At 72.4% G+C, this 12003-nt stretch carries 11 protein-coding genes; 1 reads left to right on the top strand and 10 read right to left on the bottom strand.

The features are described from left to right. Positions 1-112: 112 nt before the first annotated feature. From ABD912_RS06825 to ABD912_RS06815, 3 genes are all read right to left on the bottom strand, one after another. The gene (locus ABD912_RS06825) at positions 113-1312 is read right to left on the bottom strand and encodes a cytochrome P450 (protein ID WP_345149511.1); all 1200 of its coding nucleotides are present in this window, start codon (positions 1310-1312) and stop codon (positions 113-115) included. A gap of 20 nt (positions 1313-1332) precedes the next feature. Continuing rightward, positions 1333-2298 (bottom strand): PDR/VanB family oxidoreductase, encoded by a 966-nt coding sequence (locus ABD912_RS06820; RefSeq protein ID WP_345149509.1) that lies wholly within the window; start codon positions 2296-2298, stop codon positions 1333-1335. 64 nt (positions 2299-2362) lie between these two features. After that, a complete protein-coding gene (locus ABD912_RS06815; protein WP_345149507.1) occupies positions 2363-3124 on the bottom strand; it encodes an IclR family transcriptional regulator in 762 nt (253 codons plus the stop codon). 184 nt (positions 3125-3308) lie between these two features. Between ABD912_RS06815 and ABD912_RS06810 the strand changes: the two genes are divergently transcribed. Further along, positions 3309-4397 carry a DNA alkylation repair protein gene (locus ABD912_RS06810; protein ID WP_345149979.1) on the top strand — a complete coding sequence of 363 codons (1089 nt, stop codon included), beginning with the start codon at positions 3309-3311 and terminating at the stop codon, positions 4395-4397. Here ABD912_RS06810 and ABD912_RS06805 read toward each other — a convergent pair. From ABD912_RS06805 to glnT, 7 genes are all read right to left on the bottom strand, one after another. Then, a complete protein-coding gene (locus tag ABD912_RS06805) occupies positions 4394-5011 on the bottom strand; it encodes a helix-turn-helix domain-containing protein (protein WP_345149505.1) in 618 nt (205 codons plus the stop codon). The genes ABD912_RS06810 and ABD912_RS06805 overlap by 4 nt on opposite strands. Positions 5012-5078: 67 nt before the next feature. Further along, on the bottom strand, positions 5079-6335 hold the full coding sequence (locus tag ABD912_RS06800; protein ID WP_345149503.1) for an allantoate amidohydrolase: 1257 nt from the start codon (positions 6333-6335) through the stop codon (positions 5079-5081). Beyond that, a complete protein-coding gene (locus tag ABD912_RS06795) occupies positions 6332-7489 on the bottom strand; it encodes an FAD-dependent oxidoreductase (protein WP_345149501.1) in 1158 nt (385 codons plus the stop codon). Before ABD912_RS06795 ends, ABD912_RS06800 begins: the two co-directional genes overlap by 4 nt. Next, complete coding sequence (locus ABD912_RS06790) at positions 7489-8853, bottom strand: FMN-binding glutamate synthase family protein (RefSeq protein WP_345149499.1); 1365 nt, start codon at positions 8851-8853, stop codon at positions 7489-7491. The genes ABD912_RS06795 and ABD912_RS06790 overlap by 1 nt, the downstream gene beginning before the upstream one ends. Positions 8854-8862: 9 nt before the next feature. Further along, positions 8863-9594 carry a GltB/FmdC/FwdC-like GXGXG domain-containing protein gene (locus ABD912_RS06785; RefSeq protein WP_345149498.1) on the bottom strand — a complete coding sequence of 244 codons (732 nt, stop codon included), beginning with the start codon at positions 9592-9594 and terminating at the stop codon, positions 8863-8865. 34 nt (positions 9595-9628) lie between these two features. Beyond that, on the bottom strand, positions 9629-10537 hold the full coding sequence (locus ABD912_RS06780) for a class II glutamine amidotransferase domain-containing protein (RefSeq protein WP_345149497.1): 909 nt from the start codon (positions 10535-10537) through the stop codon (positions 9629-9631). A 58-nt stretch (positions 10538-10595) separates the two neighbouring features. Beyond that, positions 10596-11969, bottom strand: coding sequence for a type III glutamate--ammonia ligase (glnT, locus tag ABD912_RS06775; RefSeq protein ID WP_345149496.1), 1374 nt, complete (start codon positions 11967-11969; stop codon positions 10596-10598). Positions 11970-12003: the final 34 nt, after the last annotated feature.

Below are 12003 nucleotides of genomic sequence, written 5' to 3'. Positions count from 1 at the left end.
AACGCACGGCGCCCGGCCGGCGGTGACGCTCGCCCGGGAAACGAAAACGGCCGGCCCCGCCGAAGCGTGGCCGGCCGTTCGGTCCTTCTCCGGGGTGTCCCCCGAGGAAGGCTCAGCCTTCGAACTCCAGGCGCACCGGCAGCGACCCCCAGGCGCGCAGGGTGTTGTTCAGGTGGCGTTCGGGCGTGCCGATCAGGGTGATGGTCCGCACCCGCGGGATCATCGCCAGCAGCAGGGCCTCGGCCTCCAGCCGCGCCACGTGCTGGCCCACGCACTGGTGGATGCCCATCCCGAAGCCCACGTGCCCGGACGGGTCGCGCGAGAGGTCGAAGACGTCCGGATTCGCCCAGCGCCGCGGATCCCGGTTCGCCGAGCCGAGGAAGAGTAGGACCTTCTCGTCCGCAGGGATGCGCACCCCGGCCACCTCGATCTCCGCCGTGGTGGTGCGGAAGAACGTCTGCACCGGGGACTCGAGCCGGATCGCCTCGTCGAAGGCGGTGCGGATCAGCGAGGGGTCCGCGCGCAGCCGCTCCCACTGCTCCGGGTGGGTGGCCAGGGAGTAGAGGATCGCGGAGAGCGAGTGGATGGTGGTGTCGACGCCGGCGGTGAGCAGCGAACGGACCAGCAGCGGCGCCTGCGCCTCGGTGATCTCGCCGCGGTCGGCCGCGGCCCAGATGGCCGCGCCGAATCCGCCCGGCGCCAGCGCCTCGCGCACGCAGCGGGAGGCCACCCATTCGGAGAGCTCGGCCACGCGCCCGGCGCCCTTTTCCACGAGGGCGTTGTGCGGGCCGAAGGCGTTGAACGCGTGGTCCCCGTAGGGCAGCAGGTGCTCGCGCCCTTCCTGGGGCAGGCCCACCGCGTCCGGGAAGACCCGCAGCGGGAACGCCCCGGCGAGCGCGGCCGCGGCATCGAGCTCGTGGGGACCGGCGGCGATCCCGTCCATGAACGCCTCGGCGTCGGCATGCCACGCCGGCCGCAACGCGCGCAGGGCCCGAGGCGAGAGCACCGAGGCCAGCACGTGGCGGGGCGCGTCGTGGTGCGGCGGATCGGCCTCGAGCAGCAGGCTCGGTGGCCGCCAGGGCTTCTCGCGGCGGAAATTGCTCAGCCCGACGCCGGCCGCGGACTGGAAGGACTGCCAGTCGGTAAGTGCGGCGTGCACCTCGGCATGGCGGCCCATGGCCCAGATCCCGTGGGACTCGAGCTTGGCCACCGGGCCGGCCTCGCGCAGCTGCGCGTGGAACGCGGAGGGATCCAGAAGCACCTCCTCGGCGAACGGGTCGGCGGACAGGGTGGGAACGGTGGTGGTGGTCATGGCGGGTCCTTTCGGCACGGTTAAAGGTCAAGCGCCAGGCGCGGGGTGAGCGAGCGGGAGACACAGGGCATGAGGCAGTCGCCGACGGCGCGTTCGTGCGCGGCCAGCACCGAGTCGCGGTGGTCGGGGGTCCCGGCGACCACGTCGGTGTCGCAGGTCCCGCACAGTCCGCGCTCACACGAGGCCAGCAACCTGGTTCCGGCCCCGCGCAGGGCGGCCAGGATGCTCTGCCCCGGGGCCACCGGCACGATGCGTCCGCTGCGCACTAGTTCCACCTCGAAGGCAGTGTCCGGGGCGGTCGCCGTGGCCGTCGCGGCGGTGAAGTGCTCGATGCGCAGCCCTCCGGCGGCCAGCGGCCGACCGGCGGCGGCGTCCTCGAGCGCCTCGAGGAAACCGAAGGGCCCGCAGGCGTAGACCGCGGTGGAGGTATCGGCGCCGTCGAGCAGCTCCTCCGCGCGGGGCCGGCCCTCGTGCGCGGTCTCAATGATCCGAACGCGCTCGCCGTACGCTTCCAGGTCGGCCAGGAACGGGACCGAGGCCCGGGTGCGGCCGAGCACGATGCACCGCCACCGGATGCCGAGCCGTTCGGCGGCGGCCATCATCGGCAGGATGGGGGTGATGCCGATGCCGGCCGCGAGGAAAAGGTAGGACGGCGCCGGGTGGAGGCGGAAGTTGTTGCGGGGGCCGCCGAACTCGACGAGGTCGCCCACCCGCACGTTCTCGTGCAGGTGGCGGGATCCGCCGGTGCCGTTGGCCTCGAGCCTGACGCCGACGCGGTAGCTGCCCGCGTCCGTCCGGTCCCCGCACAGCGAGTACTGGCGGATCCGGCCGTGGCCCAGATGCAGGTCGATGTGGGCGCCGGGGGCCCACTCGGGCAGCCGGCCTCCCTGCGGGTCGGCCAGCGTCAGGACGGCCACGTCGCCGTCGTGCTCCTGGCCGGTGACGATCAGCGAGGCGCCGCGCGGCGCCGTTTCTGCTGGTGACATGGGGGCTCCTTGTGTAGTGTGCCCACAGTCTTGGCCACGGGAAGTGGCGCGCGACACAGGATTCTCACTGAGTGAAAGTGGTGCCGCCGTCGAGCCGTCGCGACACCGCGGCGGCGGCCATCCGCAGCAGCGGCTCGTAGCCGCGCGCCTCAGGGGCGTTCGGCACAACGACGGAGAGCGCGGCGACCGCCTCGCGCCCGCGCATCACGGGGGCGGCGACGCCGGCGACGTCGGGGTGCAGGTAGCCGGGGCAATGCACCGACCCCGTCTGCCGGATCGTGGCGAGGATCCGGCGCAGCTGTCCCTCGTCCGTGGGGGTCGCCGGGGTGTAGGCCTTCAGCGGGGCGGCCAGGATCCGTTCCTGCAGGTCCGGTTCGGCATGGGCGAGCAGGACCAGCCCGGCGGAGGAGGCGTGCAGGGAGAGGCGCCCGGCGATGCGGGTGTAGTTCACCACGGCACGCGGGGCGCTCAGGCGTTCCAGGAACAGCACCTCGTTCCCGCGCAGCACCCCCAGCTGGGCATGCTGGCGGATCTGCGCGTGGAGGTCCTCAAGCACCGGCATCGCCGCCTCGCGCAGTCCCAGCGCCGGGGACGAACGCACCGAGACCTCCCACAGGCGCACCCCGAGCCGCACGCGGCGTGCGGCATCGCGTTCGAGCCAGCCGTGCAGCGCCAGCTCGGAGACCATCCGCGAGACGGTCGGCAGCGGCAAGCCGGTGCGGGCGGCCAACTCCGTGACGGTCAGCCAGTCCTCGCCCGGGGCGAAGGCCTCGATGATCCGCACGGCGCGCGAGAGCACGCTCTCGCCGGCCTGCGTCCGCTCCACTCCCGTGCCCCTTCCGCTTACTGGGTCACGAGACTATCCCACGACGGCGCCCCCGCCCGGGTGTCCGACCGCCGTATCCTTGCTGGTGGACCCTGCCCGGGCCGGGAACCAACGACGCCGGCCCGTGCGGTCACGCGCCGATCCGCCGGCACACATTTTGGAAAGGGAGGCCCCCGTGGGCGCAATGGATGACATGCTCGGTCCGCGGGAGCTCGCGGCGCTGCGGGCCTCGCTGGCCGCGGTCGCGCCGGAGGCCCGCTGGACCGCCCTGGACGCGGCGGTGGATGCCCTGGCACCACTCAGCCTGCGCGCCCGCACCGACCTGGTCGCCGAGGCGCTCATCGGCGACCTCGGGGACGGCTACGGCCGCGTCGCATCCGTCTTCCGCGCCGCGCTGGACGATCCCGGCTTCTCCGGATGGCAGCTCTGGCCGGTCACGGAGACCGCGGTGACGCTGGCGCTGCGGGACGGGAGCGGGCAGGCGTTCGACGACGCCCTGGGCCTGCTGGCGGAGCTGACACCCCGGCTGACCAGCGAATTCGCCATCCGCCGGCTGCTGGTCCGGGACCTGGATCGGGCCCTGCCCGTGGTCACCTCCTGGTGCGCGCACCCGGATCCCAAGGTCCGGCGCCTGGCCAGCGAAGGCACCCGCCCCTACCTGCCCTGGGCGATCCGCGTCCCCGAACTCATTACCCGTCCCACCGCCACGCTGCTGATTCTTGACGCGCTGCACGACGATCCGGACGAGGTGGTCCGCCGCTCCGTGGCGAACCACCTCAACGACCTCGCCCGCCACGCGCCCGACGAGGTGGTGGCCACGGCCGCCCGCTGGACCGAAACCGGAACGCCCGGCAGCGCCTGGGTGGTCCGGCACGGGCTGCGGACCCTCATCAAGAAGGCCCACCCCGGTGCCCTGGAGCTGCTGGGGTTCCCGCCGGCCGCCGTCGAGGTCACCGACCTGCGCCTGGCGGAGCCCTCCGTCCGGCTGCCGGGCGAGCTGGCGTTCGGGGCGGTGGTGACCAACCAGGGCGAGGACGACGCGCGCCTGGCCGTCGACTACGTCATCCACTACGTCAAGGCCAACGGCGCCCTGGCCCCCAAGGTCTTCAAGCTCGGAACCCTGGTGCTGGCCCCCGGGCAGTCCCGGCGCATCGCCGGCCGGCACGCGTTCCGCCAGATGACCACCCGGCGCCACTACGCCGGCGCCCACGCGCTCGAGCTCCAGATCAACGGGACCCGCCACGGACGCGCCGCCTTCGACGTGCTCGCCTAGCGCGCGGCAACCGCCAGGAACCGGATCGGCAGCTCGATCAGCCGCAGCGGGCCGTGCGGGCCCTCCCCCTCGAAAACCAAGGAATCACCCGGGGACAGCTCGTACTCGTAGGAGCCGTGGCCATAGACCATACGGCCCTCGAGCATGTGGATGAACTCGGTGCCGGGGTGCTGGAACAACGGAAAGACGTCGGAGGCGCTGGTCAGGGTGACCATGCTCGGCTCGATGGCGTTCTCGCGCCGCTTGAGCGAACCGAGCGAGCGGTACTCGTGGCCGTGGCGGGTTCCGGTCCGGACGGTGACGCTGCCCTCTCCGGCCTTGGTCAGCGTGGCCTCGCGCTCGGTGTCGGCGCCCTGGAAGAGGGCCGTGACAGGCACGGTCAGTCCATGGGCCAGGCGCTGCAGCGTGGTCAGCGAGCAGGACGTGCTGGCCGATTCGATCTTGGAGATCATGGCCTTGGACAGTCCCGTGCGGGAGGCGAGTTCGGCCGCCGAGATCCCCGCCTCCGCCCGGTAGCGCTTCACCTGCACGGCGATGACCGCCTCGAGCGAGCCGGGCGCCTCCGCTGAGTCGTCCCCGGCAAGCGGTAAGTACCCGGCCTTCTCGGTAGTCATGGCGCCAAGTCTAGGCGCCGAGGGGCCCCGGCCGAGCGCAAGCGAGGGTGGGGAGGCGCCGACGACGCTAGCCATCCCCTCTTCCCGCGAGCCCCTCCAGCACGTCCGCCAGGGCGAGCGCGCCGGCCTCGGCGTCGTCGTCCTCCACGTGTTCCTCGGGCGAGTGGGACACGCCCGAGGGATTGCGGACGAACAGCATGGCCGTCGCCAGGCCCGCCGCCAGCACCCCGGCGTCGTGGCCCGCTCCCGTGTCCAGCACCGGGGCCTCCGGAAGCAGGTCCCCGAGCCGTGCGCGCAGCGCCGGATCGAAGTGCACGGTGGGGCTCAGCGATTCCTCGCCCAGCGTGACGGTGCAGCCCTCGGCCGCGGCGGCCCGCAGGGCCTCCGCGTGGATGCGTTCGACGACGGCGGCGGTCACCGCGTCGTCGGCATGGCGGACGTCGAGCCACAGGGTGACGGAGGACGCGATCACGTTGGTTCCGCCCGGCACCGGCACCATCCGTCCCACCGTTGCCCGGGCGCCGGGGTGCCGGAGGGCGACGTCCCGGACCGCCTGGACGATGGCGGCCGCGGCAAGCATCGGATCCCGCCGGTCCTCCATGAGCGTGGTGCCTGCGTGGTTTCCCTGGCCCGCCACGGTCAGCCGCCAGCGGCCGTGGCCCAGGATGGACGAGCCGATGGCGACGGGCCGGTCCAGGTCCACCAGTCCCCGGCCCTGTTCCACGTGGAGCTCGACGAACGTGCCGATGCGGCCGAGGACTTCCGGGTCCGGCCCGATGAAGCGCGGGTCCAGGCCCGCGGCCGCGGCGACGTCGGCAAAGGTGTTGCCGTCGGGGTCGCGCAGGTTCCTGGCCTTGTCCGGGTCGATCCCGCCGGTCAGGAGCCGGGAGCCGAGGCAGGCCACGCCGAAGCGGGATCCTTCCTCCTCGGGGAAGACCGCCAGGGCGATCGGCCTGCGCGGGGTCAGGCCGCGGTTGCGGAGGTGGTCGACGGCGGCGAGGGCCGAGGCCACGCCCAGCGGCCCGTCGAAGGCTCCGCCTCCGGGCACCGAGTCCAGGTGGCTTCCGGTGACGACGGCGTCCTGCCGGGCGCCGTGGCCAGCGTCCCACCAGGCCCACAGCACGCCGTTGCGGTCGGTCTCGGTGTCCAGCCCGCGCTGCCGGGCCTGGTCCAGGAACCACTCGCGCAGCTCATGCTCGGCCGTCGAATACACCGGCCGGCTGTATCCGCCGCGGGCGGCGTCCCGGCCGGTGTCCGCCAGCTCCGCCATCAGCCGGGCGGCGCCGGGCGGCGCCGCCGCTGCCGCTTGCGGTGCCGCCGTCATGCCGGCCTCCCTGCCGCGGCGGCCAGGGAGGGACGGAAGCGGGCCGGCACCACGGCGGATCCGGTGGCCAGGTCCGCGGCCAGGCTGCCCAGCAGGGGCGCGAACTTGGCGCCGTGGCCGCTGCAGGGCGAGAGCACGGTCACGCCGTCGGCGGTATCGATGATGAAGTCCTCGTTGGGGGTGTTGGTGAACAGGCAGGTGGTTTCCGCGTAGGGTTCCGGGACCAGGCCCGGAAGGTATTGCTTGACGTAGTCGATGATCCGGGCCCGGTGGGCGGGATCGATCAGGCCGTCCTGGGCGGACGCGTCAGGAATCGTCCTGCCGCCGTTGAATTCGGCCAGCTTCTGGCCCCGGAAGTCCGCGTCCCGGCCGCCGGGCAGCCCGTAGGTCTGGATGCCCGGCCGCTTGTGGATGAACGTGGGCCAGAAGGTTCCGGGGGCCGGCTGGTCGCGGTAGGGGAAATGGAACGCGGTCTCCTGCCTCACGGTAAAGGCCGGCAGCGCGGCCAGGAACTCCGCGGGCAGGTCCAGTCCGCCCAGGAGCCCGGGCAGCCAGCCGCCGGCGGCGACCACCAGGTGCCCGGCCTCGAGCTGTTCCCCGCGCCGGTTGGTGAGCAGGTAGCCGGCGCCGGAGCGCCGGGCGCCGGCGAGGTCCCAGTCCTCGTAGAGCCGTGCCCCGTGGCCGACGGCGGCCCGCACCATGGTGTGGACGGTTTCGTGGGCGTCGATCACCCCGGCGCCCTGGTGCCAGAGCACCTCCGTGTCGAAGGCGAACTGGGGCCAGCGGCCGCGGGCTTCCTCGGCGGAGAGCAGCTCGTGCCCGATGCCGGTGCGCTCCAGCACGTCGGCCAGCTCGTGCGGCCGGCGGTCCTGGCCGTAGTCGACGCAGCCGGTCGGGGTGATGAGGGGCTGCCCGGCCAGCCGGGCCAGCTCCTCCCAGCCGGCCAGCGACTCCTTCACCCAGGCGGAGTACTCGGCCTCCGCGTAGGCGTAGCGGAAGATCCGGGCCGAGCCGTGGGAGCTGCCGGCGTCGTTGGCGGGCACCGACCGCTCGACGACGGCGACCTGGTGGCCGCGCGCCGCCAGCTGCCAGGCCGTGGCGGCGCCGGCCAGGCCGGCGCCGACCACGACGTAGTCGAAGGCGTCCGCTGCCATCAGAAGCCCGCCCCTCCGGCGCCCGGAATCCACGCGGTGCCGGCCAGCGGGACGCGGGCCATGGCCGCGGACTCCACCGTCAGCGCCACCAGGTCCTCCGGCTCCAGGTTGCGCAGGTGCGCCTTGCCGCAGGCGCGGGCGATGGTCTGGGCCTCCATGGTGAGCACGCGCAGGTAGTTGGCGATGCGGCGCCCGCCGGCCACCGGGTCCAGCCGCGCGGCCAGTTCGGGATCCTGGGTGGAGATGCCGGCGGGGTCGCGGCCGTCCTGGAAGTCGTCGTAGAAGCCGGCGGCGGAGCCCAGCCGGGCGTATTCGGCGGCGTAGCGCGGGTCGTTGTCGCCCAGGGCGATCAGGGCGGCGGTGCCGATGGCCACGGCGTCCGCTCCCAGGGCCATGGCCTTGGCGACGTCGGCGCCGGTGCGGATGCCGCCGGAGACGATCAGCTGCACCTTGCGGTGCATGCCCAGCTCCTGCAGGGCCTGCACGGCCTGCGGGATGGCCGCGAGGGTGGGGATGCCCACGTTTTCGATGAACACCTGCTGGGTGGCGGCGGTGCCGCCCTGCATGCCGTCGACCACCACGACGTCGGCCCCGGCCTTCACCGCCAGCGCGGTGTCGTAGTACGGGCGGGAGGCGCCGATCTTGACGTAGATGGGCTTTTCCCAGTCGGTGATCTCGCGCAGCTCGGCGATCTTGATCTCCAGGTCGTCCGGGCCGGTCCAGTCCGGGTGGCGGCAGGCCGAGCGCTGGTCGATGCCCACCGGCAGCGTGCGCATGCCGGCCACGCGCTCGGTGATCTTCTGGCCCAGCAGCATGCCGCCGCCGCCGGGCTTGGCGCCCTGGCCAAGCACGACCTCGATGGCGTCGGCCTTGCGCAGGTCGTCCGGGTTCATCCCGTAGCGGGAGGGAAGGTACTGGTAGACCAGGTTCCGGGACTGGCCGCGCTCCTCGGGGGTCATTCCGCCGTCGCCGGTGGTGGTGGAGGTGCCCACCTCGCTGGCGCCGCGGCCCAGGGCCTCCTTGGCGTTGGCGGACAGGGCGCCGAAGCTCATGCCGGCGATGGTCACCACGGTGTCCAGGTGCAGCGGCTTGGAGGCGTAGCGGTCGCCGAGCACGACGTCGGTGCCGCACTTCTCGCGGTAGCCCTCCAGCGGGTAGCGGGACATCGAGGCGCCAAGGAAGAGCAGGTCGTCGAAGTGCGGGACCTGCCGTTTGGCGCCCCAGCCGCGGATGTCGTAGATGCCGGTCTCCGCGGCACGCTGGATATCGGCGATGGTGGCGCGGTCGAAGGTGGCGGACTCGCGCAGTCCGAGCGCCGCGAGGGAGGAAGCGGCCGGGGACTGGTCGGGGGCGATGAGGGTCATGGCGGTCTCCTAGTAGGCGCTGGAGTTGTCGACGTGGAAGTGGTAGAGGGTGCGGGCCGAGCCGTAGCGGGTGAAGTCCGCCGGGTCGTCGTCGCGGCCCGCGGCGCGCAGGAGCTCGCCGAGCTCGGCCAGGTGCTCGGCACGCATCGGCTTGGCGACGCAGTCGGCACCGAGCGAGGCCACCGTGCCCTTGACGTAGAGGCGGGCCTCGTAGATGGAGTCGCCGAGGGCATCGCCGGCATCTCCGCAGACCACCAGGCGTCCGGCCTGGGCCATGAAGGCGGACATGTGGCCGATGCTGCCGCCGACCACGATGTCCACCCCCTTCATGGAGATGCCGCAGCGGGCGGAGGCGTTGCCGTCGATGACCAGCAGGCCGCCGTGGGCGGTGGCACCGGCGGCCTGGGAGGCGTCGCCGGCCACGTGGACGGTGCCGGACATCATGTTCTCAGCGACGCCGACGCCGGCGTTGCCGCGGATGGTGACGCGTCCTCCCTGGTTCATGCCGGCCGCGTAGTAGCCGGCGTGCCCGTTGATGTCGACGTCGATCTCGGCGTTGACGCCCACGGCGAGGCTGTGCTTGCCGCCGGGGTTCTCGACCGTGAAGGCTTCGCCGGTGGCGGCCTGGTGGACGGCCTTGTTCAGTTCGCGGACGCCGCCGGCCTTGAGGTCGAAGACCTGGGTGGTCCCGCCGGCGTGGCGCGGACCCTGGGCGGGGAGGCTGTCGAGGGTGGTGGTCACGTAAGGACTCCTTCTGCAGGTAGGGGGGCGGTGCTCAGAGCGACCAGGTGTAGACCTTGCCGGGCTCGGGCTCGAAGATCCGGGCGTTCTCGATGCCGGGCAGTTCGGCCAGGGCGCGGAACTCGGAGGCCATGGCCACCCAGTCGTCCGTCTCGGCGATGATGGCCGGCTTGCAGGCGATCGGGTCGCGGACGACCGCCATGCTGTCCGCGGTGGTGACCACGAGCGTGTAGAAGCCGTCCAGGACCTGGCCCAGGTTCACCAGGGCGGTCTCGAGGTCGTCGCCCTGCTCCAGGCGGTGGGCGATGTAGCGGGCCCCCACCTCGGTGTCGTTCTCCGAGTCGAACTCGACACCCAGGCGCTTGAGCTCGCGGCGGACCGAGGCGTGGTTGGAGAAGGAGCCGTTGTGCACAAGGCAGAGGTCGTCGGCGACGGAGAAGGGGTGGGAGCCGCCGGCGGTGACCGCGGATTCGGTGGCCATGCGGGTGTGGCTGACGGCCTGCGTGCCGTACATGCCGTCGAGGCCGTGCCGTGCGGCGACCTCCATCGGATGGCCCACGCTCTTCATCACGGTGACGCGCTCGCCGCGGCCCGCCACGACGGCGCCCGGGCTGGCCTGGGCCACGGCGGCGGCGAGCTCCGCGGCGGGCACCTCGGACGATACGAGCGTGGTGTCGCCGACGACGCGAACGGTGGAGGCCGCGCCTTCGGGCAGGAGGTGCTCGAGCAGCCGGTCGATGTCGGCCGAGGTGATGGCCAGGTCCGCACCGAGCAGGCTCAGCGTCGACTGCCCGGTGCTGTTCAGCTTCGGGTTGTCATAGATTGCCATGCCGGCGGAGTCCGGGCCGCGGTCGACGATCTCGCAGAGCATGGTGGAGAGCAGGGTGCCCAGCTGCGGGCGCAGTTCGGGGTTGCGCACCTGCAGGGCGGCGATTCCGCACATGAATGTGTCCTCTTCTATCGGTGGGGATGGGGTGCCGGCACGCCGGCGGGACGAAGGCTCAGACGGCGGTCAGGTAGCGGCCGACTTCCCAGTCGCTGACTTGGTTGTGCCAGGACAGGAATTCCTCTTCCTTGGCATCGGCGTAGTACCGGCCCACCTGCTCGCTGCCACTGAGCGCGGCCAGCATGAACGGGTCCCGGCGCAGCGCCTCGACGGCGTGCAGCAGGGTGGCCGGCAGGACATGGGCATCGGGCTTGCGCTCGCCGGGGCCGCAGGGGGAGCCCGGATCCAGGCTGCGCTCGATCCCGTCCAGGCCGGCGGAGATGGTGGCGGCAATGGCCAGGTAGGGATTGGCCGAGCCGTCGCCGGAGCGCAGCTCGATCCGGTTGGCGTCGGGCACGCGGATCATATGCGTGCGGTCGTTGCCGCCGTAGGAGGCCTTGTTGGTGGACCAGGTCGCCCCGGATTCGGTGGTGGTGGCGCCGGTGCGCTTGTAGGAGTTGACGGTGGGGGCCAGGAAGGCCTGCAGCGCCGGGGCGTGCTCCAGGATGCCTCCGATAAAGCCGTACGCCGTGTCCGTGAAACCGAGGCCGTGCGTGTCGCCGCCGGGACCGGGGAAGAGCGCCCCGTCCTGCCCGTCCCAGAGGGAAAGGTGGAAGTGCAGCCCGGTGCCGGTGCGGTTGGTGAACGGCTTGGGCATAAACGTGGCCGTCATGCCGCGCTGTTCGGCCAGCACGTTGAGCAGGTAGCGCAGCGTCACCACGCGGTCGGCGGTGACGAGGGCGTCGTCGTAGTCGAAGTTCTGCTCGAACTGGCCGGCGCCGTCCTCGTGGTCGTTGGCGTAGTTGCCCCAGCCGAGGCCGTTCATGGCCTCGGAGATGGCGGTCAGGTGCTCGTACATGCGGGTCACTCCGCGGGCGTCGTAGCAGGGGTGGGGGCCGTCGTCCTTGGAATCGGCGGTGACCAGCGTGCCGTCGTCGGCCTTGTTGACGAGGTAGTACTCGACCTCGGCGCCGGCCTTGGCGCTCATGCCCCTGGCGGCCAGGCGGGCCAGCGCGTTCTTCAGGATCACCCGCGGCGCGTAGGGCCACGGCTTGCCGTCCACGTGCGGGTCACAGTGCACGAGCGCCAGTCCGGGACGGACGACGTCCAGCGGCGTGAAGCTCGCCGGGTCCGGCACCGCGCACAGGTCACCGTCCTGCGGCTTCTGCCCCATCAGCCCGGCGGCGTAGCCGGCGAATCCCAGCTTCCCGGCCTCAAGTTCGGCGAGCGCGGAGACCGGCACCAGCTTCGCGCAGGGCTTGCCATTCATGTCGACGAACGTGGCCAGGATGAACCGGGTGCCGTGGGCGGCGACCAGTTCCGCCAGCGGGGAAAGGGCCGCTTCCGGGAACGCGGCGTGTGGCGAAGCTTCTGAAACAAGCGCTGTCATCATTCGTCCAATCTGTCCGAGCAATCCGTCCGAG

Source organism: Arthrobacter ginkgonis (genome assembly GCF_039540195.1).
In the GTDB taxonomy this organism is placed as follows: Bacteria; Actinomycetota; Actinomycetes; order Actinomycetales; family Micrococcaceae; genus Zafaria; species Zafaria ginkgonis.
Note: the sequence above shows the minus strand (reverse complement) of the source record. Positions and strands in the feature narration are given on the sequence as shown.

Coding starts and splice junctions, on each gene's coding strand:
- ABD912_RS06825 (WP_345149511.1), bottom strand. CDS start 1,312: ATGACCACCACCACCGTTCCCACCCTGTCCGCCGACCCGTTCGCCGAG.
- ABD912_RS06820 (WP_345149509.1), bottom strand. CDS start 2,298: ATGTCACCAGCAGAAACGGCGCCGCGCGGCGCCTCGCTGATCGTCACC.
- ABD912_RS06780 (WP_345149497.1), bottom strand. CDS start 10,537: ATGTGCGGAATCGCCGCCCTGCAGGTGCGCAACCCCGAACTGCGCCCG.
- glnT (WP_345149496.1), bottom strand. CDS start 11,969: ATGACAGCGCTTGTTTCAGAAGCTTCGCCACACGCCGCGTTCCCGGAA.
- ABD912_RS06810 (WP_345149979.1), top strand. CDS start 3,309: ATGGATGACATGCTCGGTCCGCGGGAGCTCGCGGCGCTGCGGGCCTCG.
- ABD912_RS06800 (WP_345149503.1), bottom strand. CDS start 6,335: ATGACGGCGGCACCGCAAGCGGCAGCGGCGGCGCCGCCCGGCGCCGCC.
- ABD912_RS06795 (WP_345149501.1), bottom strand. CDS start 7,489: ATGGCAGCGGACGCCTTCGACTACGTCGTGGTCGGCGCCGGCCTGGCC.
- ABD912_RS06790 (WP_345149499.1), bottom strand. CDS start 8,853: ATGACCCTCATCGCCCCCGACCAGTCCCCGGCCGCTTCCTCCCTCGCG.
- ABD912_RS06805 (WP_345149505.1), bottom strand. CDS start 5,011: ATGACTACCGAGAAGGCCGGGTACTTACCGCTTGCCGGGGACGACTCA.